A 22,374-nucleotide genomic window follows, 5' to 3' on the forward strand; every position below is an offset into this window, starting at 1 on the left:
ACGCGGCTCGATGAAAGGTGGTGGATTACGCCTTCGGCTAATCCACCCTACGCCATCAGCCCCCCGCCACGCCCTACCCGCCGGCCATCAGTTCCTTCGCCAGCGCCATATAGGCCGGCAGCGTCGCGGGGTCGTTGGCGGCGTTGCCCGCGACGGGGTGCGATGCGTAGCGCGCGATCACCATCTCGGCCTTGGGATCGACGTAGATGCCCTGGCCGTGAACGCCGCGCGCCATAAAGGCGCCGTGGGCATTGTGCGTGACCCACCATTGGTTGCGATAGGACGCGCCGGGCAGCGTGGTGTAGCCGGCCGGCTTGAATTTCTCGGGATCGCCGCCGCGCGCGATGTCCTCGACCACCTGTGACGGGACGATCTGGCGGCCGTTGAAGCGGCCGTGATTGCGCATGGTCTCGCCGAAGCGGGCGAGATCGCGCAACGTGGTCGAGAGGCCGCCACCGCCGCTCTCGGTGCCGATGCGATCGACGTGATAATGCGCGTCCTCCTCCGCGCCCATCGGCGTCCAGATGCGCTCGGAGAGAAGCTCGGACAACGTCAGGCCGCTGGCGCGACGGCAGATCCAGGCGAGCACATCGGTGTTGACGGTCTTGTAGGCAAAGGCCTTGCCGTGCTCGCCCTGCTTCTTCTGCGCGACGAGGAAATCGAAGATATTGGTCGGGCCGTCATAGTCAGGCGGAATCGGCGCCATGCCGTTGGCACGCCGCAAGCCCCACACGTGGGAGTTCTTGTCGGTATAGACTTCGGTGTATTCGAGCCCCGTGGTCATATCCATGACCTCGTGCACGCGCGCATCGCCGAACGCGCTGGCTTTCAGCTCCGGCACATAATCCGTGACCTGTGCCTGCGGATCGATCTTGCCCTCGGTGACCAGAATGCCGGCGAGCACGCCCGTGAAGGATTTCGTCACCGACATCGCGATATGCGGCTTGTGCGGCTTCAACACGCCAAAATAGCGCTCATAGATCAGCCTGCCCCGATGCAGCACCGCGATGCCGTCGGTGTAGGTCTCCTCCAGCATCTTTGCGAACGTCATCGGGCGCCCGTCCATGGTGGTCGAGGCGACCGCGCCGATGTCGTGGTCCTCACGCGGCAGCACCGACGCAGGCCCTGCTCCGCGCCAGACATTCACGGTCGGCACCAGCTGGCGGACGTTGCTCCAGGCCCAGCGCAATTCGGGGAAATTGCGGAACGAGCCGTTCTGGAAGGTGATGGTGCGGTCGGGAGATGGCGGGAAGCCGCGCATCCAGCCGAGCGCTTCGGGGTCGGTCTCGGTTGCGGTCGCGGGCTGTTGGTTGGGGGCGGTTGCAGCGGGCATGAAGGCGGGCTCCGGAGGCGACGATGTAGTCGGCGTATCATGGGACAGCGCCGTCTACATCCCGCGTTTGCGCCGGGGGGCCGTGCAGTGATCCCGCCGCGCTTTACTCGAAGGTCGCGCTGTTCCAGTACACCGTTGGTGACGACTTGCCGGGATGCACGACGAGAAAGCCGCCCTGCCAGGGGACCACGCTAGGCGTCCGCTGGGTGAACGCGCCAGCGATCGTGCCTGAATCGCTCCAGTCCGCGCCGTCGCTGGTGACCGAGTAACGCACCTTCTTGTTGTTGTCGGCATAGAAGCAATAGAGCGTCCCGTTCGGCCCTGCGGCGAGCGCGCCGCTGGTGTTCGAACAGAGCGACATGCTCGGCAGCAGATTGGGGCCGGTCCAGTTCGAACCGTCGGACGACACATAGGCGCCGAGCACCGTCGGCATCCCCTTTTCGAGACCGGCGATCGGCGCCACGATCACCAGCGCGCCCCCGCAGCTCTCCACCGCAGGCGCCACCAGCCCACCGCCCGCGATCGTCGCAGGCACCGGGCCGTCGACGCTGGGAATCATCACGCTTTGCGGAGACCCGAAATGCACCCAGTCGGTCGTGCTGAGATACTGGATGCTGCCGTCGGCGCCGCCCCAGGCAATATACCAGACGCCGTTGAGCTGGCCGATGCTGGCCCCGGTCGTGGCCGGCGGTGCGGGCCAGAGCCCCGCTGCGCTCCACGGCCCTCCGGATGCCCCAGAGGACGAGATGAAGGCGAGAAGGCTGGTCTTGCCCAGACCGAGCAGCGCCAGTCCGCCCGAGGGCGTCGCGCAGGCGGCCAGTCCGCCGAACGGGCTCATGGTAGGCGACTTCGCACTGGACCACTTACCCTGATTGAGGCTCCACGCACGCATCGCCGGGGGCAAGGGACTCCCCATTCCGATGCAGAGGATTTGCGATCCCGGCATCGTCGCGAGCGCCACCGGAACGAGACTGACGCTCGAAGCGATCGGCGCGTCGGTGCCGAACGGCAGGAAGGTCGGCGTGACGGCCCAGGAGCCCTTCTGCGATGGTCCCGTTGGGCCGGTCAGGTCGCCCTTCGCGATCGGCAGGATCACTTCCGAAAGCCAGGCCTGCAGCGTGGTCGAGCCTGCCACGTACTGCACGGCGTCCTCGACCAGCACGTTCAGTTGCATGCCGCTGGCGGCGGCGGCGACCAATGAGCCTATCTCCGCGTCGGTCAGCGTGGGCTCGATCGGCTGTCCCCAGCGTCCCCTGAAGGCGAGCCAGGGTGGCGAGGTGACGGGCGTGGGAAGGATCGCCTGCGCATCGTTCTGGATCACGACCGGCGGATTGGGCGCGGACAGATTGACGGTCGGACCGCCGCCGCGCGCGTAGTCGGCCACCGCGAAGCGCACGTCCCACACGTCGACGCCGCCGATCTCATAGGTGCTGTTGCTCGCGGCCGGATAGTTGGCATGCGACCCGCTCGCGACATAGACGTTCGGGTGCGTACCGCTGAGCGACAGGAAGCCGTCGTTCGGCGAGCACCATTGTCCGCCCGAATGCTGCGAGAAGAATACGCCGACGACCTGCTGGTCGATATTGACGCGCACCGTGACGCATTCCCAGTCGCCCCAATGGATCGAGAGCGGCATCAGCGCCTGACCGGTACTGCCGGTCCAACCGGTGACCTCGAAGGTCTCCTGCCCGTTGTAGGGATAGAACAGCCAGTACTGGAGATCGACCATGTCGGTGCGGTCGTCGACCGGCAGGACGTGAACATAGCTGGTGGCGGTGGGGATATAGCCCTTCATCAGCGAGGCCCATATCGCCTGCGGCGCGACCAGATAGTCGTCGGGGCTGCTCTGCTCGGCCGTCCCCCAATTCCACTGACCGGGACCGGAATAGATGCCGCCGGCGGCCTGATAGCCGACCTGGCCGATGTACCAGTCGGTCGACGAGGGCAGATTGACCTCGTCCTTGTCGAGATGAAGGATCGGCGCGAAGTTCGAGACGAGTTCGGCAAGCGTAGGCCAGGCCATGATTTGCTCCCTGCTGGTCGTAGATCGACGGTCGGGAGCTTCGAACAACCGATATTGGACGCGAGCCAGCCCCTGCGCGATAGCCTACAACAATACACGCTTAAAGCGAGATCACATCATGCTGAAACTGAGCGCAGATGAAACAGCGCGGCAGCGATGGAGAATTTCACACTGCTGTCATTCGTCTGTGAAGTTTGCGTCCTGGCGCGGCCGCTCGCGCGGGTGCGCGTCATGAGCGAGCACTCGCGCGCCGAGGCTAGTCGAGCAGGCGGCGAGCTATTGTATTGATGGTCAGGTCGATGGCGGCGCCCTGCTCGTCGCCGTCGCCAATGAACCAGGCTGCCGACAACCCCGTCCACGCAACGATCCAGCGAAGCAGCCGCTCGGGCTGAAGTCCCGTCACGGCGACCACGATATCCAGCCGGGCCTCCAGTCGACCCGGCAGGGTCGCAAGCGGACGGCCGGGATCGCTGAGGTCGGGGTTCGTGAAGATGTTGGCATAGTCGAATGTTCGTTCGCCGACGAGCCCATGCGGGTCGATCGCCAGCCATCCCCGCTCACCGAAGTCGAGCACATTCTCGTGGTGCAGGTCGCCGTGCAGCGGACCGATGGCGCGTGGCGCGGCCAGGAGTTGGCGGGCGATGTCGGCGGCGGGCGCGAGTGCCGCGTGGTCCGGGGCGAGCTGGAAGAGCGGCTGAAACCAGTCTTCCAGCGGGTGCAGGTCGGGAAGCGGGCCAGACCGCGTCGCGTGCAGCCGCGCCGCCGTGTCGCAGAGGATCCGGCATGCCTCCTCGTCCCGGCCCGACCAAGCCATCTGCGCGAGATCACCGGCTCCCGAGGCCCGTTCCATCAGCAGCGCGTCCGCAGTCGAGGCAAAGACCCTGGCTGCGCCCTGACCGTCCCACCAGGTCAGAAGGCGATAGCCCGCCCCCTCATCGGGAATACGGGCAACCTTGAGCATTGCAGGCCGGCCCTCATGTCGGACCGGCAGGACCCAGCTGGAATGGGTGGTCAGCAGTGCCCCGTCCGGAACCAGACGCCATCGTTCTAGCCACGTTGTGACTGGCGCTGGAATATGGGGATGCGAGTCCATGGGGTCATCACCAGGGATCATGTCCGGCGCTCTGTCTGCCGGGACTTGATCAATCATGCGGCCGGCCGCCACCGTTTCGTTGCAGCGATACCCCTTCCACGTTTTCGTTTTCCTTTCCCGTGGCCAAAGAGTCGCGCTTTCGCGTCGCGGTCGGCGAAGGTGACGGCGCACCTGCGACGACACGGTCGCAGGTGCGCTCGCCCATGACACCGATGGTCTTCACCGGACTCTGGCGAAACCGTTACCGCTTTCGCCCAGCGCGACCCTTTGCCTTCGCCGCGCGTTTGCGCCCTGGCGCGGCCGCTCGCGCGGGTCCGCGTGGCGTACGGCCGCCGGTCTCAGTGGACAGTTCGGGACGCAACCTGGCGAGCTTGGCGCGGTCCGGCAGCATGTCGGCAAAACCGTCGATCGCGCGCGGCGCGGTCGTATCGTCGCCGGCCGCAGCCGTTGCGGCGCGCGCGCCTGACGGCGCTGCGGTCTGGCTGAGCGCCTGCAACCGCCGGCACGCTTCACCGAGGTGATAGGCATCGCCGCCGAGCGCCACCCATTTGCCGACCTCGGGATGCAGCACGAGATTGGCCGAATGGTTGTCGCTCGCGCTGGTCGGATAATCGACGAACACGTCGATCCCCGACTGCACGCCCACCATCACGCCCTGCGCCGACCATGACACCGCGACGTCGATGCGGTAGCGGCCCGGCTTCTCGAAGGCGAAGCCCGCCGTGCTCCAGAACACCTTCGCCGAAGCCGTGACGCTCTTGCCGGGCTCGAGCTCGCCAAGCTTCGCGTGCTCGCACAGGATCACGAACGGCCTGACCGGACGCTCGTGCCCCTCACCGTCGGTGACGGTGATCGATGCGAACAGGGCCTCGGTGCTGACATCGTTCGGCGCGCGCAGCGACACGCCGCTGGTGTTCGTCATGGTCCAGGTCAGATCCAGCGGCTGGCCGAGCGCGACGCGGTCGGTCGTGGCCGTCACCGTCAGCGCCAGCTCGGAAGGTTCGAAATCGTGCCGGTCGGCGGCTTGCGGCGCACCGGTCGGGAACCAGCTTGCGAACGGCCATCCCCCCGGACGAATGACCGGATCGGGCATGTGGTTGAGGTGATGACGGACGTTGGTGTTGTGCGCGAGCGCGATCTGATCCGGGAACACGCCGGGTGCGCCGGTCGCGGGACCGCCGAGCACGTCCGCGACACTCGGCGTCGTGGTCATGATCGAGTTGTCGGCCGCCGTCTCCTGCTCCTGGTGGATCTGGTTCAGCGTATGCGTCAGCTCGTGGGTCGCGCTGCGCAGGAACGCGCGCGGCACGTCGCGCTGTTTCTTGTTCGCTGCGAGACCGAAGTTCGAGGAGTCCGAGACGGGATAGCCGTCATCGGAGAAGCTGGCGCAGCCTTCGCGGGGAACGCCGATCTGGTCGTACATGATGCCGCGCGAGCAGCCGAGCTTGGCGGGCACCACGATCATGTGCACGCGCCATTCGGTGTCCAGATTCGTCGCGGGATTGCGTACGGTCGTCATCAGCGCATGCAGATCCGCTGAGCTCCAGCAATTGGTCGCCACCACGCCTGATGGCACCGGAACGTTGAGCTGGTCCTGCACCACCGACAGCTGCCAGCCGGTCTTCGCAAAGACCGTGTCGAAGAACTCGGTGCCACCGGCACCGTCAGGCACCGGCGCGGGCCGGACGGCTCCGACCAGCGTGTCGATCTCCAGCGTGGCGCGGCGGAAGAACTTCGACACCCAGGCGAGCGTGATGCTGCCCTTGTCCACGCCGCCCTCGAACAGCCGGCCCTGGTAGAACGGGCCGCCGGTCAGGGAGAACGGAAACGGCGCCGGCACCTTTGAAAGCTTCATCGTCACGGTGCGCGACGGCGAAGCCGGGAACGTGCCTTTGAACTGGCCGGCCGGCGGCTGCGTGTAATTGAACTGCTCGGCTGTGATCGTCAGCTCGCACTTCTTCGGCGGCGGGACCGCGACAGGCGCGGACACGCTGGTCACCCTGAGATAGGAATGATAGCGCGCGCGGGGGAAGATGGGGATCCGCGGCCGGCGGATCGGAAACGGAATCAGGGGGTCATCGAGCGCACTGAGCGAACCGGCCAGGCTCGTCAATCCCGAGCCCGCCGCCGCTTCATCTTCGTCCGCGTCGCCCACCGGCACCACGGGCCCCACCGGCGGGATCGGACCGATCACCGGCCGGCGCGAGTAGAGATCGCCGCTGACGATCAAATGGTCGGCGCCGCCGTCGGGCGCCGAGCGATCGACGCGCAGCGTACCTTCGAAGGTCACGAAGCCCGCGGTCGGCCTGAAGTTGATCTGGTAGCAGCCTTCGCGGAAGTCGAGCCTGCAGAGCCTGAACGGCGGAAACGGCTGCAGATCGGTTGAGGCCGGCTGATCGCCGGACTCCTCATCGCTGAAGCTGATCTGGCGCGACAGCGGGACTTGCGGCTTCATCGCGGGCTCGACCGATGCCGCGGTCATCTTGGAAAGGCTGCCACTCGATTCATGCTCTGAGCAATTGCACATGTCGTCTTCTCCTCGTTGAAAGGGTGAGACGATCGACGTGAGCATCGGGCTCGTTCGCGGGTACAGCCGCGTTATTTCGGTCAGCTGTGGCGTGCGCAGTCCTACGCGCGCCGATAGGTCACGACACAGCCATCTGAATCCGTAAACTCAAATCGGTCGGCCTTGAGTGAAATGCGATAGGTCACAAGTTCATCAGTCGCCGTCCCGACGACGAGTGTGTTGGAATCTTCGAGACGGTAGATTCCCGCGTCCCACCACACCATGCCCTGCCCTGGTCCGCGCATGCCGCGGTAGGTGCCGGTCGAGAATGTGAGAGTGGCGGGGTATTTGTCCGCACACGCAGCCGACGTGGATTTGGTCCACGTACCGACCATGCTCTGTTCGTGTTTGTCAGCCATAGTGTCTCCATAGCTCTCATCGCCCGAGCGGCCGATTGGAGGCTATTTCAACATGCCGTTCTGGCGTGTGCAGCTCATTTGAGGCTGATGTGATGGCGGGTGTGTCAAATCGACTAAATTCACCACGTTCAATCACAACAGGTACTCTATCGCAGCATTGACGCAAGCGTGCGTGTGAGATGCTTCACACCGAAGGTGCGACAATTGAGCACCGGCGATGAGAGCGAGATGAAAGCGCGGCGGAGCAACTGACGCACGTTCAATCGGAGACGTTCACTTCCGAACCGTGCGGTTGACCTTGGTGTCCATCAAGGCGCTGAGAGGTCCGGTAGCGGCCGGGCGACATGCCATGATGTCGATGAAAGAGTTTCGAAAACGCCGCCGCTGTCTCGTACCCGACCTGGCTCGCGATCCGTGCGATGGGCTCATCGCTGGTTTCGAGCAGGAACGCCGCTTCCGCCATCCGGCGTTCGATCACATAACGATGCATCGACTGGCCGACGAGCTTGGTGAAGCGGGCCGAAAATACCGAGCGGCCGAGCCCCACGCGATGGCCGAGGTCGCTCAGGGTCCAGGGCCGCTCCGGGTTTTCGTGGATCAACTTGAGCGCCGGTCCGATATGCGGGTCCGATATGGCCCCGAGCCAGCCGCCTTGTCCGGGACTGAGAGACGCGATCCAGCTTCGGAGCACCTCGACAAACAGCACTTCCGTCAGTCGTGAGAGCGCGACGCGCTGGCCGGGACGCTCGAGCGCAGACTCGCTGACCATGCGCCGCAGGATGGCTTCGAGCCAGCCACCGTCCGCCGTCGGCTTCAGCAGAAGCACGGGCGGAAGCATCTCCAGCACGCTGCTGAACGAGGGCCGCGACACGGTGAAATTGCCGCAGATCATGGTCGAGAGCGGCTTTGCACGGCCGCCGTGACGAACGACGCCCAGACGTGCCGACGATCGATCGAGGTCCACAATCTGCAAAGGCTTGGCCCGGCGGTCCGAATAAAACACATGGGGCTCGCCGCGTGTGATGACGACAAAATCGCCCTCGGTCATCTGGATTTCCTGTCCGAGTTCGAGCGCGAGGGTAGCGGAGCCCCGACTGAGATAGTGAAACAGCGCGTAGGGACGCGCCGGCAGCGCCAGATTCCAGGGATGACCGAGCTCGAAGTGGAACAGCAGCGTCCCACCGAGACGAACGCGATCGAGCACTTGGGCAAGGATGTCCATGCCGCCGAAGTTAGTCCGGTGGACGGTCGGACACAACATCCGGACGATTGATCCCTACCGTCCGAAAAGCCTGCGAACTAGGTCATGTCGCGGCGGGCCGACGTCATGTGCGGCAACCATTTCGCCAACGGCGGATGGAAGAAACCGCGACCAGGCAGGAAACGCCTGTCCATTCCCCCGGACCCTATTCCGTCCGACATATCAACAGGAACAATCAATGCTAAATATCCTTCTCTCAGCCGCCACCGTACTCCTGGCCGGAACGGCATGGGTCGGCCCCGCCCATTCCGCTGAGCTGCCCAAGGGAGCAGCCCACAACATCGTGCTCGTGCACGGCGCTTTCGTGGACCAGACGAGCTGGCAGCCCGTTGCCGATATTCTCTCGAAGAAGGGCTACAACGTCACGCTCGTGGAAAATCCGCTCACTTCGCTCGCCGCTGACGTCGATGCCACCAAGCAGGCGCTCGCGAAACAGGACGGCAAGACCGTTCTGGTCGGCCATTCATGGGGCGGCGTGGTGATCACGCAAGCCGGCAACGATCCCAAGGTCTCGGCGCTGGTCTATGTCTCCGCGTTCGCGCCCGAGGTCGGTCAATCCCTGGCGTTGCTGGCCAAAGACGGCCCGCAGACCGAAGGCGTCAAGGCGATCCATCCCGACGCGAAGGGCAATCTGTATATCGATCCCAAGCTGTTTCCGTCAGCCGTCGCGGCTGACCTTCCTCCTGAGATCGCCGAGCACCTGGCCAACTCGCAGCTTCCGCTGAGCCTCGCTGCGTTCGAGGCGCCTGTCAGCATTGCGGCCTGGCGCGACACGCCGACGTTCTACGTCATCACCACGAAGGACAAGGTCATCGCGCCCGAGGTCCAGAAGTTGTTCGCAGCCAGGATGAAGGCTCAGACGACGGAAGTCGCTGGCAGCCATGCCTCGCTCGTGGTCCATGCGAAGGAAGTCGCTGAGGTCATCGAAAAGGCCGCGCTCGCGAAGTGACGAACCTGCTCCCGGCGCTTCGGTGTCGGGAGCGCACACGCTCGCTCGGAGGAATGCGGAACGCCTCGGACCGCGATGGCGCGAAGCGCCAGCGACATCCTGGAGGAAGGTTTCGGTCGCCGCGCTACGTGCCTCACCCGCTCGATCATTTCATGCCAAGCATCCGGAGTACGATATGACTCAACTCGACATCGCGAACCAGGACGCCCTCACACTCGAAACGGCGCCAACCCGTTACATCGAAGGCCAGGGAATCCGCTTCGCCTATCGCCGTCTCGGCCCCGCGACTGGAACACCGCTGGTTCTTCTGCAGCACTTCTCGGGAAACATCGACGGATGGGATCCCGCCGTCGTCAACGCTCTGGCCGCTGATCGCCCCGTGATCGCCTTTGACAACGCAGGGGTCGGCCGGTCGACCGGTCAAACGCCCGACAACGTCGCGGCGATGGCACGAGACGCCGTGGATTTCATCGACTTGCTCGGCCTCCTCGAAGTGGACCTGCTTGGCTTTTCCCTCGGCGGCTGCGTCGCTCAGCAGATCGCCGCCGAGCATGGACAGCTGGTCCGCAAGCTCATACTCGTCGGTACCGCGCCGAAAGGCGGAGAGGAACACCTGTTAGCGGTTCTGCAGGAAGCGTTTTCCCAAACCGATGCGCCGGACCCCCGCCTGCCGCTGTTCTTCACGAATTCATCCGCCAGTCGGTCGTCCGGCTTGGCCTTCCTGAAGAGGACCAAGGTGCGCAAGGATGATCGGGACACCGATAACGGCAACGCGGTAACCGATCCACAGGCCAAGGCGCTGATCACCTGGTGCGCCACACCTGATCCCGGGCACGCCATTCTGCGCGCTATCCGCCAGCCCGCTCTTGTGGTCAGCGGCAGCCACGACACCATGCTGCCTGCGAACAACGCCTACGCAATGTCTAGGGAACTGAGTGACGCTCAGTTGGTCCTCTATCCCGATTCAGGGCACGGCGCGCTGTTTCAGCACCACGAAACGTTCGTCAGCCACGTCCGGACCTTCCTGGATGCCCAACCCGCGGCCGCATGACACAAGGCGCGTTCTGACGGGATCAGGCGCACTTTATCCATGAGAATTGTTACAGAGGACAAAATGACAATCGCTAAAATCGAAGTGGAGCGCTTCAGCCTCACGAGCTTAAAATCATTCGACACTATTGTGGCGGCGCTCAAGTCGGCGGTCGGGCAGCCCAACATGGTCGAATTTTTCAAGGAAACGAGGGCGACAAATTCCTTCCCGGATTTGGAGCGCGTTGTACGAAGCGGCCTCGGCCGAACGGACCTAATGCTCTTCGCGGAATTTGACCTGGGCGACATTCTGCGTCGCGAGGCCGGATCCAAGACGCCTAAAATCATCCGGCTTGTGATCGGCAATCCACTCATCATGAAAGAAATGGTCAAGCACGTGCCCGATGCTGGATCTTACGCTCCGGTCACAGTGCTCATTGATGAGCGTTCCGATGGTGTGCACGTCTCTTATGACAAAATGGAGAGTTATTTGCTGCATTATGGCAGCTCAGAAGCCCTCACCGTTGCCCGAAATCTCGATGCGAAAATCACAACCTTGCTACGCGAATGTGCAAGCTGAACGCCCTCGACGTCTTCGGCCGATGGAAGTGCGATGACCGGCTCGCCAGCTACGCCGTCCGCAGCACCGGCGCGGGCGGCTGCGACGGCCGGATCAGCGCGAACGCGACCTGGATGATGCCACCGGCCAAGCCCAGCGCCACGCCGGTGCGCCAGGCCATGGTGTAGGAGCCGAGCACGTCGTAGAGAACCCCTCCTCCGTAGGCGCCGAGGAAGCTGCCGATCTGGTGGCTCATGAAGGCGAGGCCCTGGATCATCGCCTGCCAGCGCAGGCCGAACATCTCGGCGACCGCGCCCGCGACCAGCGGGCCGACGCCCGTCCACGCGCAAGGAGCGGATAGCCTCGCACATTGAGTGCACCGTCACCGTAATCGCGAGTTCGGTCGAGAGGCCGGCGGCGTCGCCCGTCATGATGGCCCGCACAGCACGCGCGAAGGCAAATCCCAGCGCGGCGCACCAGCAATGCCGGTTCGCTTTGCGCCCAGAATCCGCCCTCCTCGTCGGTTCGCTTTGTGAATGGTCCTGATGGGCGCTCGACAAACGAGGATAATGGCTCTCGTTCACCCGCCGTTAACCTGGAACTTCTTTCGATTGTGCGACACGTCTTGCGCAACCCCTGATTATGATCGACTTTAGGTTGATCATGACGCTCATGCGAACCCATCGGTTCGTTTTGATTGCAAGGTTCGCTGGGAATGAAATCCGACGCAAGAATGACGGCGGTCAAGGGGAGCGCCGAGCCGCCGAGAAACTCACATAAAATCGACGAGGATCCTCAAGCCGCCTGGCAGCTGTTCAACGCAAACTGGTTGATCATTGCCGTTATGGGGAGTCTGCTCGCGTTAGGGCTGACGTCCACCAATCTTCGTCTCGAACCGATCGCGTTTGGCACAACGCTGGCGATCGCGGCGGCACTGCTCGCTGTCTCTTATCATCATCGGCTGACCAGGGGTGATCGCACCGATCCGAAGCTCTTTTTCTCGCTCGGAACGATTGGACAGGTCATTCTCACCTGCGCCATCGTAGGACCGCTTAGTTATGTCGCGGGAGCAATAGGGTATCCTCTCCAGGATCAGGCGCTGCTCTCTGTGGATCGCGCACTTGGTTTGGATCCCGAGCCTATCGTTCGGTACGTCAACGACCACCCATGGCTTGCGATCATCTTGTCGCGCGCATATGGGCTGATCAAATGGCCACTGCTTGGCATTCCCATTGTACTCGTCCTCACGGCGCGGTACGCACGGTTGCAATTGTTCATGCTCGCAATGAGTGTTGCGCTCGCGGTCGCAATTGCCATCTCTGTTTTCGTACCTGCCATCGGCACCTACTACGGATTGCAGCTGCCACCGGCTCGGTACCCGAACATCGACACATCGGTCTATGCCGGACAATTGCGGGACATCCTGGCCTTGCGTGACGGCAGCCTGCGCGAACTCGGACTTTTCAAGCTGGCCGGTATCGTTTCATTCCCGAGCTTCCATGCCGCGTCAGCCGTGCTCTACATGTGGGCGTTGTGGCCGGTACGCGCCGTGGGAGGCATCGCGGCAACTATCAATATCCTGATGATGGCGGCGACCCCCGTGATCGGCGCACATTATTTGATCGATCTTGTTGGCGGCATTCTGCTCGCCGTAGCATCAATCCTGGCGGCGACGAGTTATCTCAAATGGCTCAAGCGGACCCAGAGGACATCCGCCGCGTCAGCACCCGACTGGCCGCAAAAGCTCGTCAATTGTGCGAACGGCAGCCAGACACTCTTGCCTTAAGTTGGAAGTTGGTGGTGTGTTTCTTCAAGGCCTGGCTTGCCAACATGTCGGCAGCGATGGCTTCATCACAGAAGCATCGAAATGCAGCTGACCTGTCGACGGTCTCTGCAAGGACCGCTTCTGACCGTTCTGCGACATTCGCATCCGGTTGCGATACGGCGCACCATTCGCGGATTGAACGACGCCGATTCAAGCGATCGCGGCCCGGCTTCCGACCGGATTGCGGCAAGCGTCGCCGGCGGCCTGACGCACATCAGTCGCCCGATATGGACAGCCCCGCGAGAAGCGGAGCGTACGCGGCAAGCCGGCGGGATACGAACTCGGTAAAGAGCCGCACGCGCTTCGTCTTGCGTGTCTCCCCCTGTTTGAGAAGCCAGAGCGTTCCGTACATGTGCAGGGCGGTGCCCGGCACCCTCACCAGCAGGGGGTCGGCATCGCCGACGAAGCACGGCAGTGTCGTCATCCCGAGCCCTTGCCGTGCGGCAACGATCTGCGCTCCGGCATCTGTGACCCTGAACGGAACTTCAACGGTGCGAACCTCACCCTCGTGGGCCCGATCCGGAATTCCATGAATGCTTATGACGATCCACCTGATAGGATCAGGCGCGCCCGCACGCCACGCGGCTAGTCGATCCCTGGACATGTAGACGCCGCCGAACAGCTCCGGTCCCTTCAGGCCGTGAAGATTGAGCGGCAGGGTTTTGCGGTCGTAGACGACGCGGATCGCGACGTCGGCCTCGCGGTTGGTCAGATTTACCAGCTCGCCGGACGACAGGATGTCCATCTCGATGTCCGGATGCAGACGCGCGAATTCGGCGAAATCAGGCATAAGCAGGTGTGTCGCAAGGGGCGGTGCCAGCGTCACCCGCAGAAGCCCGCGTACGCTCTGGTCGCGGCCGAAGACGCGCGTCTCCAGCTGGTGCGACGACGCTTCCATCTGGTCCGCGAGCTCGAGGACCTCCTCCCCTGCAGCCGTCAGGCGGTAGCCCGAAGGCAGCTTCTCGAACATGAGCGCCCCGAGCCGTTCCTCCAGCTGGGCGACGCGTCGCAGCACGGTCGAGTGGTTCACACCGAGGTGCTCGGCGGCAGCCCGCACCGAACCTCCGCGTGCGACGGCAAGAAAGTAACGAACGTCATCCCAGTCGATCATGGTGCAATCCAGCACCGCCGGGGTGCGCCTTCCAAAGCCCGTCAAACACATCGAACAGCATCTCGTATGTGGGTAGCACGGGCGGTCATCGCAGCCTATGCCGCCAAGCGCGGCCCAATTCCGGACGGCGGACAGCGATCGTCACGGCTGGCGTCAATCGTCCAGCCGGATCGATTTCGCACCACCGATGTGCGCGCTTCCGCACTCAACGCCTGACGCCGGCGGACCTATGTCGAGGTCCTCGGGGGGCCTCCCCGAACGACCAAAGACGGAGTCTCAAAGGAAAAGTCATGGGAAAGCTTGAAGGTAAGGTTGCAGTCGTCACGGGTGGATCGAGCGGCATGGCGCTGGCGAGCGCCAGGCGGTTCGTTGAAGAAGGCGCCTATGTCTTCATCACGGGCCGAAGGCAGGAGGCGCTCGACGAGGCCGTCAGGCTGATCGGCCGGAACGTGACCGGCGTGCGCGGCGACGCGGCCAATCTCGACGACCTCGACCGTCTGTTCGATACGGTCAAGCGGGACAAGGGCAAGATCGACGTCCTGTATGCGAGCGCCGGCATGGGCGAAGCCGTCCCACTGGGTGAGATTACCGAGCAGCATTTCGATGCGACCTTCGACCTGAATACGCGCGGCACGCTGTTCACGGTTCAGAAGGCGTTGCCGCTGTTCAGCGATGGCGGATCGATCTTCATGACCGGGTCAGTCGCTTCGGTGAAAGGGTTTCCCGGTTACGGCGTGTATGCAGCGAGCAAGGCGGCGTTGCGCTCATTCGCACGCACATGGCTCAACGAACTGAAGGGCAGGAATATCCGGGTGAACGTGCTGAGCCCGGGGCCGATCGCCACACCGATGCAGGACCAGGTTCTCACCGAGGAGGCCAAGCGGATGTTCGAATCCCTGATCCCGCGGGGAAAGATGGGTCGTCCGGAGGAAATTGCGGCGGTCGCGCTGTTTCTTGCTTCAGACGATTCGAGCTTCGTGAACGGGGTCGAGCTGTCTGTCGACGGCGGCTTCTCAGTCATCTGAAAATCGGAGACGCATGATGAGCTATGCGATTATAGGGTTCGGCAAGATAGGCCAGGCCCTCGCCCACGCCTTCGCCCGCAAAAACATCGACGTGACCGTCGCGAGCCGCCGGCCGCCCGAGGCGCTGGCGCCGCAGGCTCGGGCAATTGGCCCCACGGTCGTCGCCAAGTCGCTGCGGGAAGCACTCGAGGCCGGCACGATCATCCTGGCGGTCCCGTTCGGGGAGCATCGCGAGGTTGCGAAGGCCCTGCCGAGCTGGGAAGGCAAGACGGTCATCGACGCGATGAACGCGTTGGTTCCCCCTGAGGAGCTGGACGGTCTCCCGTCCTCCGCCTTTGTCGCGAAGGCGTTCACCGGCGCCAAGCTCGTGAAAGGTTTCAATCACCTGGTTGCGGCCACCCTGGCCGCCGATCCGGTCGTCGAGGGCGGCCACCGGGTCGTCTTTCTGTCCAGCGACGACGAGGACGCGACCGCTCCCGTGGCGGCCTTGGCCAAACAACTCGGCTTCGCACCCGTCAAGCTGGGAAAGCTCACCGAGGGTGGCGCGCTGGTGCACGCACGCGGCCGCGTCTGGGGTCGGCTGATCTTCCAGGATTTGTTCAGGAAGGAGCAGTAGTCGATCTACGACCGTGTGATCGACGCCGAGAACTGGCCGCGCGAGCAGCGCGCGGCCGGATATTTGAAGGCCACAAAGTTGCGAAGGTTCGGGTGGGCCTGACGGCGTATGTCAATGACGAGGTCCAGCGTCACGCGCACGTTCGGATTAACGCTCGGGACCTTGACGGCAGCATGCAAAACGAGCAGTGAGAAGCCTCGCGCGCCGTTTCGCTCTATCGGCTCCCACAAGTGTCCTACCTGAGGCATGGGGAGTTTTATGCACCGTCACCGTAGTTCGAGAAGCGGTGAATGAGCTAGCGCTGCGAAGGACCGCCAGTCGCAGGACACCTCTCGCTTCGCTGACCTAACGCTACCAGGACCAACACGCTCGACTATGAATGATAGAATAGTGCATCTAGCATGGCCACGCGTGCTTCCCAGAGCTCGCCATCAGGATGGTCGGGCTTGTCTGCATTGTACCAAACGGACAGCTTGATCGGTTCGACCACCCGCTCCCCGTAATTGTCTAGATCCAGCGTCGTGCGGGCAAAGCCCAGCGCCTTCGCGACCGCGACGACATTGGGCTTACAGACGCACAGGAAAGTGTCCGGGCGCTTCATCGATAGCAGCCGCGTCGCAGAAGGCACGCCGCCGGTGCGCGATGATCGCGCGAACGCCCGCCGAAACAGCGTGCAGTAGCGATCGTATTGTGCACGTGTGACCTCGCCACTCAATGGGATTCCATCAAGCGCCCTGGCGAGTGATGGATCGTTGTCCGCAACGCGATTCGCGAAGTCGCCCGCGGCACCCATCGACCCAAACCAACCCCATTCCCGTTCCAGGTCCGAATCGTACTTCTGATACTTGCCGAGGATTCCAGCGATGGCCTTGCGCTGCGCGGGCGAGAAGCTCGCGAACGACGCTTCCGTGGCGAACCAGCGTCGCGCAACCGCAATCAGCTCCAGACTCTTCGTTACATTGTGATGTCTAGACGATCGCACCCGGCGCGAGTATTCGTCCCAGTTCATGGCCATGACCTTGCCGGCAGCGCCGATCCGTGCCGTCTGCACTGGATCGCGGGGCGGTTTCGGCAGTCTTGCCGCCCGTACGTAGCTCGCGCGGTACGCATCGGCGTAGGGTTGGGTCACCTCCTGCCCGTATCTAGCGCTAGTCCTTGCAAAGGCGAGGATGTTGGCGAGTGCAGGGTCGTCGATCGTACCGGTCAGTGCCACTGCCGCCTCGAAATTTTTCCCAAGGCCGCCATGGGTGAAGTTGGCACTGCCGACGATCGCCGCGACCTGCTTTCCGCTACGAAAGCCGTACACTTTGGGATGGTAGGTGCCGCCCTTGAACTTGGTCGCGATATAGCCGTTGGCAACACCGACGAGGGCATCGACGACTGCAGGATCGGTCTGGCTGAACGCGACCCCAAAGGTAACGTTCGTGAACTTCGCTCGATGCCCGAAAAGCTGTTCCAACAGATCAACGTCCGTACCCCAAGCGACGGCCCAATGGAATTCGTCATAGTGATCCATGTACTGCTTCAGCCGCTGCTGGACGACCTGCGCTTCTAAGAACTCGGCATGCATTTCTTTTCCTCCCCGCCCGAGTCGGACGCCGCCGAACGCGCGGCGGCTAGCCCGTAGAACGGACTAGCGAAGCGTAACCTGCCATTTCGGCAAACCGAATACGAGAGTGCGCCGGATTACGCCGTTGGCTAATCCGCCCTACTCGCTGTCCACTGCGACTCTGACGTTCTTGCCGCCTCAAGTGCCCGTGACAGATTCAGGAACATCCATTCCGCCTTGCGGTCGGCGGTGAGAAACCCGTCGTAGTACGTCCCGTACACCACGAAGCTCAAGTCAATGAGATCGTTCCGTATCCGATCGACGCGCTCCAGCTTCGGGCTGCCAGTCCTTATCCACCAAAGGAGATAGATAATGATTCCGAGGGCATACCGGAAAAGGTAGGCGCTCATGGTATGGTCCCGGAGCATCGATCGCCATTGTAGACCGTATCCCTCCGCCAATGTCTCCCATATCTGCTCGGCGGCGCCGAAAATGCTGGCGAACATCTCCTCGGTGTAGCGCCCGTTGGTGCGGATGGTTCTTATCTCATGCTCAGAAAACATCTTTTCAGACATCTCTGGCAACGACGTCACGATGTCGATCGCTCCCTCATGCATGCCCGCGAGACTGACAGCAGCGGAGCTCCACAGATTCCTCAGTTGCTGCAGGACGATTGGATCCAAGCGTCGAGGGCCGTTCATGATGTCAGCCATTTCGCGGATCAAAGGTGCGACGTCCTGCTGCTCCATAGCTGCGAGCTCGCCAGGAAGGCCAAGGTTCAGTCTCGCGATCTCTCCTCCAGACTTCAGAACAGTGATCTGCTCGGGGAAATCGCCGATAACAGAGAGGAGAGCGAAAACAGCATCCACGGTCTCCTGCTTATAGACTTCGAACCACGCGAAGTCTGGAAGCACGGCCAGGTTTGCCGTGCTTCCGCGGAGGAACTCGCGCAACTCAGACGACTGCAATTTGCTGCTGTCGATGACCAACCTCGTACCAGTCAATGGCACCCCCCTGGAGCCTCTGGCCAAACAACCTACGTATTGACCATACAAAGCCACGGCTTGTGTTGGGAATACCGCACCTCTCTCACAATCTCGTGGTATGAGACGCTCCGAGATGTGTCTTGAAAATTGCTATGTCGCCTACCGACGAGGCACGAATGCTGAGAGAAGTCGCGATCGATGACATCTGGGATGGTTTCGTCAGCCTGATGGATCGATCCGATTCTTCCGAAGAGGACTTTCACCAATACATGGTGAAATATCCGGCGCTCATTCCAATTTGGCTGCCGCAAGACAACGTGGTCTGTTCTAAGTTCCGGCTCGGAAGCCAGCATGTTGCAGATTTTGCATTCTGTCGCGACGACTCTCCAGGATTTTTGTGGCATTTCATCAAGATCGAGCGTCCCAAGGACCCTCTATTTAAGTGAGATGGCGACCCCGCAACTAGGCTAACCCATGCGCTTCGGCAATTGCACGACTGGAGCGCATGGTTCCAAGAAAACCGGGACTATGTCGCCAAATACTTCCCACACGGCAACCGAGCAGCGCGCTTCGGCCTAGCCGAACCACAACTGACGCTAATTATTGGCCGACGCCAAGAGATCAACTATCGGAATCGACCATTGATGCGCAGTCTTGGCGGCCAAGTGTCCATTCGCACCTTCGATAGCCTGCAAGACAACCTAACGACTGCTTAGCTCACCAACAGAAATGAACCCTTGCGATGTTGTGCATTGAATGGGTCTAAGGAAGTCGAGCTATCCTCCATGAAAATGGAGATTAGGTACCAAGTATCCTAAGGCCCTACTCCCACTCAATCATTTAGGACGACATTTCGTCGTTGATCTACAAGCACAAATCTTCAAGTCTGACGGACAAATCCCGACGGTATACCCGCCGTATTTTTTCGGTCTTGAATTCACAGAATAATTTGTGCCGCTCGGAATACTGGCGATTCCGCTATCTATTGGAGTCAATCGACTGAATAGCTCCGCACTCTTAGCGGACATCGCCACCGCTCGTACTGACACAGCGTAGCTTCATATACCGTCAGCGATGAGGAAAACGCTGGTTTCGTCGCCCGATCGTTCCCTACACCGCCCAAGGGGCCCAACGACCTTCAGCCTTGCCCATGAGGCGCCGGCTATCGAGGTGTGTGGGGCCGTGCTCCTTGAGTCAGTTTGCGACCGAGGCCTTATCGATCAGCCGGTTCAACGCATTCGTGACGATGTCGCGGCTGGGACAGCAAGATCGGAGATCTGGGCCTCGCATGCGGATCGGTTTGAAACGCCCCGCGTTGTAGACTGACACTTTCTCACCGCGACACGTCAGTCGGTCCAGTCCATCATGGGCAAGTTTGCGCTAGCTCCAGCAATTGATGTCCGATTGGAGCCAAATCATCGCAAGGTTCGTACCAAGACATAAAGAAGACCGTCTTGCACCCTGCCCAATGAGCCCGACATTCAAATCGTGAAGCCTGCTCAAGATGCTTGGGCTTTGCGTGCTATGCGCAGTCCGTCCTACGACTTGCGTGGTGAACTAATCTAGTAGACAAGCAGTGAGGCGGAGAGAGTGGGAGTCGAACTCGCGATTTTCGACCATCCGCTTCGAGCAACTAAGAGTACTCGTTAGCACGCACCGGCCTCCTCCCCTCTCCGACACATGCGCCACAAGCCTGCTCACGCTGGCTGTGGTGAGATTTTTCTTGAGCTCCCGGTGCACACGTCGCCCACACACCGCCTTCGACTGAGCTTCCCTCGGGGCCACTCCGGCCTCAGAACGGGTTATCGAATATACACATTTTAGCTTCGATTCGCGCTAAATTGCGTCCCTTAACTTGCCTCGAGTTCTATCGAGCCATTTAGTGTCGAGCTTCGTCAACCAGACGCTACGCTTGACGCTGCTCCCGACGGCAAGCGCTACAGCGCCTCGGGCATGAACCGCCGCAAGATCGTGATCGATACCACCGAGCAGACCTAAGGAAGGGATGGGACCTATGAACCGCAGGAGCATGCTTCAGGCATCCACCGCCGCTGCATTGGCGGGAACTTCACTCGCGACAGGAATGCAGGCGCAGACCTCCGATGACATGCAACGACCTGACGGACTCATAGTTGCCGCCGAGACTAGGCGTATGATCTGGAACGCGGTTGCGGTTGATGGCGATCGCGTCTTTGTCGCCGGACCGCGCTGGGCCGGCGCCAACGGCCCCGCCGTCGCACTGATTGATGGCAAGGACGGCTTGATCTCTTATCCCGATGCGTCATGGAACGCGTGGCAGCCCGGCGCCGACGTGACCAACACCTTCGTCAACGTGAATGCGATCCATCGCGACAACCACGGTGGCCTGTGGATCATCGACACGGGCTCACCCAGCTTTGGCGGCGATCCATTGCCCGGTGCTGCCAAGGCGGTGCGTATCGATCTCGCCACTAATCGCGTCGAGCGGATTTATCCCTTCGGACCTCCAGCCGCTCTTCCCGGCAGCTATATCGACGACATCCGCTTCCATGGCGACCATGCCTATTTCACGGATGCCGGGCGCGCCGGGCTGATCGTGCTCGACTTACGCAACGGAGAAACACGTCGGGTGTTCGACGGCGCCCCCTCGGTCACGGCGCCTACCGACCGACCGATCGTGATCGACGGCGAGATCGTCCGCGCGCCGGACGGCTTCCCACTGCGGGTCAACAGCGACCCGCTCGAGGTCAGCCCCGATGGACGCTATCTCTATTTTGGCAGTCTGCATGGGCCCTGGTCTCGGGTCGAGACACGGCTGCTCGACGATCCCGGTGTTCCCGCAACCGAACTCGCGCGTAAGGTGGAAGCTTGGGCGGATCTTCCGCCAGTCGGCGGAACGGCGATGGCCTCGGACGGAACGCTCTATTTCACCGAATTGGCAAGCGATGCGCTGAAGAAGCGCTCGCCAGACGGCACGATCACAACCATCATCCGGGATTCACGCCTGCACTGGTGCGACGCACCTGCTCTCGCGGACGGCTTCATCTGGCTGCCCGTACCGCGGATCGACCGTGTGTCGCTCTTCAACAGCGGCACCTCCCGGATCGCGTGGCCTATCCGTCTGTACCGGTACGGGCTGGATGCTCAGGCAAAGTGAAGCTAAGCCACAAGCGCTAGCGCACCCATTCCGGCGAGAGTCTCGGTAAGGAAGGAGACCAGCGGACGCACCAGGTCGGCTTCCGCCGTCTCCTCCCCAAGCAGCACGATTTCAGTCATCGGCAATGCCGGCCAGGAGTCCGGCGTCGGCACAACTTGCAGGCCATCCCGAACGAATGACCGCCCAAGTATTGTGATGCCCAGGCCGCCGGCGGCGGCCGCCTGCACCCCCATCAAGCTACGCGCCGTGCAGGATGCTATCCATGGCTGTCGAACCGAATCCAGGGTGCGCGCCATTAACTCTCGATAGGTGCAGGGCGGCTTCAGCAGGACCAACTCCGTCGGCTTACTAAAGTCCGGCTGATAATCAGCCGCAGCGAGCCAAACGAGCGGCTCTCGCCAGATCACGCGTCCTCGCTGGGCTGTACCATCCTTCTTCGCGATCACCACATCGAGGCCACCAGCATCGTACACATCGAGGAGATCGCAGCTCAGCCCCGTCATGAGTTCAAGCTGCACTTCAGGATAGAGACGCCGAAACCGTGCAAGCAACGCCGCCAACTGGCGCGGAATGAAATCCTCGGAGATACCGAGGCGAAGTGAGCCGACAGTTGCCGGTTCGCGCATGCTGCGGACGGTGAGATCGTTCAGTTCGAGCATCTGCCGCGCGGTGACCAGCAGCCGCTCTCCGTCCCGTGTCAGGCTCAGGGAGCGGCTCGTCCGTTCGAAGAGCTTGCACCCAACAAGGTCCTCAAGCCTGCCGACCTTCTGACTTACCGCGGATTGCGATCGGCCGACGACACCAGAGGCTGCCGTGAAACCGCCGGATTCGGCCACAGCCACGAAGGCACGGAGAAGTTCAATTTCCAGGTCGGGATAGCGCATTGGCTGCCCATTTGATTATCCAATAGATGCAATCATAACTATGCGCTTGCCTTATTCCTGCAAGTCCCCA

19 protein-coding genes and 1 pseudogene are annotated in these 22,374 nt (G+C 62.2%); 9 read left to right on the forward strand and 11 right to left on the reverse strand.

The features are described from left to right. Positions 1–73: 73 nt before the first annotated feature. The 6 genes from AB7290_RS25015 to AB7290_RS25040 form a co-directional block, all read right to left on the reverse strand. On the reverse strand, positions 74–1,333 hold the full coding sequence (locus tag AB7290_RS25015; RefSeq protein WP_085402287.1) for a serine hydrolase domain-containing protein: 1,260 nt from the start codon (positions 1,331–1,333) through the stop codon (positions 74–76). 103 nt (positions 1,334–1,436) lie between these two features. Then, the gene (locus AB7290_RS25020; protein ID WP_085402286.1) at positions 1,437–3,356 is read right to left on the reverse strand and encodes a Vps62-related protein; all 1,920 of its coding nucleotides are present in this window, start codon (positions 3,354–3,356) and stop codon (positions 1,437–1,439) included. 256 nt (positions 3,357–3,612) lie between these two features. Then, the gene (locus tag AB7290_RS25025) at positions 3,613–4,506 is read right to left on the reverse strand and encodes an APH(6)-I family aminoglycoside O-phosphotransferase (RefSeq protein ID WP_441254057.1); all 894 of its coding nucleotides are present in this window, start codon (positions 4,504–4,506) and stop codon (positions 3,613–3,615) included. A gap of 184 nt (positions 4,507–4,690) precedes the next feature. Continuing rightward, positions 4,691–6,976, reverse strand: a complete 2,286-nt coding sequence (locus AB7290_RS25030) for a hypothetical protein (protein WP_085402284.1) — start codon at positions 6,974–6,976, stop codon at positions 4,691–4,693. A gap of 101 nt (positions 6,977–7,077) precedes the next feature. Further along, the gene (locus tag AB7290_RS25035) at positions 7,078–7,374 is read right to left on the reverse strand and encodes a hypothetical protein (protein ID WP_085402283.1); all 297 of its coding nucleotides are present in this window, start codon (positions 7,372–7,374) and stop codon (positions 7,078–7,080) included. A gap of 259 nt (positions 7,375–7,633) precedes the next feature. Then, a complete protein-coding gene (locus AB7290_RS25040; RefSeq protein WP_354080452.1) occupies positions 7,634–8,578 on the reverse strand; it encodes an AraC family transcriptional regulator in 945 nt (314 codons plus the stop codon). On the opposite strand from AB7290_RS25040, the gene AB7290_RS25045 reads away from it, so the two are divergent. The 4 genes from AB7290_RS25045 to AB7290_RS25060 all read left to right on the forward strand — a co-directional run bounded on the left by AB7290_RS25045 (position 8,522) and on the right by AB7290_RS25060 (position 11,193). After that, entirely contained in the window at positions 8,522–8,647 is a 126-nt protein-coding gene (locus tag AB7290_RS25045) for a hypothetical protein (RefSeq protein ID WP_354080456.1), read from the forward strand. The genes AB7290_RS25040 and AB7290_RS25045 overlap by 57 nt on opposite strands. Positions 8,648–8,813: 166 nt before the next feature. Next, on the forward strand, positions 8,814–9,584 hold the full coding sequence (locus tag AB7290_RS25050; RefSeq protein WP_441254060.1) for an alpha/beta hydrolase: 771 nt from the start codon (positions 8,814–8,816) through the stop codon (positions 9,582–9,584). A 175-nt stretch (positions 9,585–9,759) separates the two neighbouring features. Then, entirely contained in the window at positions 9,760–10,635 is an 876-nt protein-coding gene (locus tag AB7290_RS25055) for an alpha/beta fold hydrolase (RefSeq protein ID WP_085402282.1), read from the forward strand. A 63-nt stretch (positions 10,636–10,698) separates the two neighbouring features. Further along, entirely contained in the window at positions 10,699–11,193 is a 495-nt protein-coding gene (locus AB7290_RS25060; protein WP_085402281.1) for a DUF302 domain-containing protein, read from the forward strand. A gap of 49 nt (positions 11,194–11,242) precedes the next feature. Here AB7290_RS25060 and AB7290_RS25065 read toward each other — a convergent pair. Beyond that, a pseudogene (locus tag AB7290_RS25065) lies at positions 11,243–11,515 on the reverse strand (MFS transporter); the annotation flags it as partial. 372 nt (positions 11,516–11,887) lie between these two features. On the opposite strand from AB7290_RS25065, the gene AB7290_RS25070 reads away from it, so the two are divergent. After that, a complete protein-coding gene (locus tag AB7290_RS25070) occupies positions 11,888–12,958 on the forward strand; it encodes a phosphatase PAP2 family protein (RefSeq protein WP_441254062.1) in 1,071 nt (356 codons plus the stop codon). 253 nt (positions 12,959–13,211) lie between these two features. Here the strand turns inward: AB7290_RS25070 and AB7290_RS25075 are convergent, their stop codons facing one another. Continuing rightward, positions 13,212–14,108, reverse strand: coding sequence for a LysR family transcriptional regulator (locus AB7290_RS25075; protein ID WP_085402279.1), 897 nt, complete (start codon positions 14,106–14,108; stop codon positions 13,212–13,214). Between the two features lie 290 nt (positions 14,109–14,398). On the opposite strand from AB7290_RS25075, the gene AB7290_RS25080 reads away from it, so the two are divergent. Together AB7290_RS25080 and AB7290_RS25085 are read left to right on the forward strand one after the other, a co-directional pair. Then, positions 14,399–15,133 (forward strand): SDR family NAD(P)-dependent oxidoreductase, encoded by a 735-nt coding sequence (locus AB7290_RS25080; protein ID WP_085402278.1) that lies wholly within the window; start codon positions 14,399–14,401, stop codon positions 15,131–15,133. A 16-nt stretch (positions 15,134–15,149) separates the two neighbouring features. Beyond that, a complete protein-coding gene (locus AB7290_RS25085) occupies positions 15,150–15,749 on the forward strand; it encodes an NADPH-dependent F420 reductase (protein WP_085402309.1) in 600 nt (199 codons plus the stop codon). A 373-nt stretch (positions 15,750–16,122) separates the two neighbouring features. Here AB7290_RS25085 and AB7290_RS25090 read toward each other — a convergent pair whose 3' ends face one another. Together AB7290_RS25090 and AB7290_RS25095 are read right to left on the reverse strand one after the other, a co-directional pair. After that, the gene (locus AB7290_RS25090) at positions 16,123–17,319 is read right to left on the reverse strand and encodes a hypothetical protein (RefSeq protein WP_441254065.1); all 1,197 of its coding nucleotides are present in this window, start codon (positions 17,317–17,319) and stop codon (positions 16,123–16,125) included. A 128-nt stretch (positions 17,320–17,447) separates the two neighbouring features. Next, on the reverse strand, positions 17,448–18,287 hold the full coding sequence (locus AB7290_RS25095; RefSeq protein ID WP_085402276.1) for a hypothetical protein: 840 nt from the start codon (positions 18,285–18,287) through the stop codon (positions 17,448–17,450). Between the two features lie 173 nt (positions 18,288–18,460). Between AB7290_RS25095 and AB7290_RS25100 the strand changes: the two genes are divergently transcribed. Continuing rightward, a complete protein-coding gene (locus AB7290_RS25100) occupies positions 18,461–18,730 on the forward strand; it encodes a hypothetical protein (RefSeq protein ID WP_441254067.1) in 270 nt (89 codons plus the stop codon). 1,706 nt (positions 18,731–20,436) lie between these two features. Next, positions 20,437–21,420, forward strand: a complete 984-nt coding sequence (locus tag AB7290_RS25105) for an L-dopachrome tautomerase-related protein (RefSeq protein WP_441254069.1) — start codon at positions 20,437–20,439, stop codon at positions 21,418–21,420. Positions 21,421–21,422: 2 nt separating this feature from the next. Here the strand turns inward: AB7290_RS25105 and AB7290_RS25110 are convergent, their stop codons facing one another. Continuing rightward, positions 21,423–22,304 (reverse strand): LysR substrate-binding domain-containing protein, encoded by an 882-nt coding sequence (locus AB7290_RS25110; protein WP_085402272.1) that lies wholly within the window; start codon positions 22,302–22,304, stop codon positions 21,423–21,425. Positions 22,305–22,374: the final 70 nt, after the last annotated feature.

The sequence above is a fragment of the Bradyrhizobium sp. 613_E4_N2_2 genome (assembly GCF_052075995.1).
GTDB classification, from domain to species: Bacteria; Pseudomonadota; Alphaproteobacteria; order Rhizobiales; family Xanthobacteraceae; genus Bradyrhizobium; species Bradyrhizobium barranii.

Bases quoted from the DNA above. Each gene is read 5' to 3' on its own strand.
- AB7290_RS25035 (WP_085402283.1), bottom strand. From the start codon at position 7,374: ATGGCTGACAAACACGAACAGAGCATGGTCGGTACGTGGACCAAATCC.
- AB7290_RS25050 (WP_441254060.1), top strand. From the start codon at position 8,814: ATGCTAAATATCCTTCTCTCAGCCGCCACCGTACTCCTGGCCGGAACG.
- AB7290_RS25030 (WP_085402284.1), bottom strand. From the start codon at position 6,976: ATGTGCAATTGCTCAGAGCATGAATCGAGTGGCAGCCTTTCCAAGATG.
- AB7290_RS25110 (WP_085402272.1), bottom strand. From the start codon at position 22,304: ATGCGCTATCCCGACCTGGAAATTGAACTTCTCCGTGCCTTCGTGGCT.
- AB7290_RS25060 (WP_085402281.1), top strand. From the start codon at position 10,699: ATGACAATCGCTAAAATCGAAGTGGAGCGCTTCAGCCTCACGAGCTTA.
- AB7290_RS25085 (WP_085402309.1), top strand. From the start codon at position 15,150: ATGAGCTATGCGATTATAGGGTTCGGCAAGATAGGCCAGGCCCTCGCC.
- AB7290_RS25020 (WP_085402286.1), bottom strand. From the start codon at position 3,356: ATGGCCTGGCCTACGCTTGCCGAACTCGTCTCGAACTTCGCGCCGATC.
- AB7290_RS25100 (WP_441254067.1), top strand. From the start codon at position 18,461: ATGCTGAGAGAAGTCGCGATCGATGACATCTGGGATGGTTTCGTCAGC.
- AB7290_RS25025 (WP_441254057.1), bottom strand. From the start codon at position 4,506: ATGATTGATCAAGTCCCGGCAGACAGAGCGCCGGACATGATCCCTGGT.
- AB7290_RS25045 (WP_354080456.1), top strand. From the start codon at position 8,522: ATGACCGAGCTCGAAGTGGAACAGCAGCGTCCCACCGAGACGAACGCG.
- AB7290_RS25080 (WP_085402278.1), top strand. From the start codon at position 14,399: ATGGGAAAGCTTGAAGGTAAGGTTGCAGTCGTCACGGGTGGATCGAGC.
- AB7290_RS25055 (WP_085402282.1), top strand. From the start codon at position 9,760: ATGACTCAACTCGACATCGCGAACCAGGACGCCCTCACACTCGAAACG.
- AB7290_RS25090 (WP_441254065.1), bottom strand. From the start codon at position 17,319: ATGCATGCCGAGTTCTTAGAAGCGCAGGTCGTCCAGCAGCGGCTGAAG.
- AB7290_RS25075 (WP_085402279.1), bottom strand. From the start codon at position 14,108: ATGATCGACTGGGATGACGTTCGTTACTTTCTTGCCGTCGCACGCGGA.
- AB7290_RS25070 (WP_441254062.1), top strand. From the start codon at position 11,888: ATGAAATCCGACGCAAGAATGACGGCGGTCAAGGGGAGCGCCGAGCCG.
- AB7290_RS25015 (WP_085402287.1), bottom strand. From the start codon at position 1,333: ATGCCCGCTGCAACCGCCCCCAACCAACAGCCCGCGACCGCAACCGAG.
- AB7290_RS25105 (WP_441254069.1), top strand. From the start codon at position 20,437: ATGATCTGGAACGCGGTTGCGGTTGATGGCGATCGCGTCTTTGTCGCC.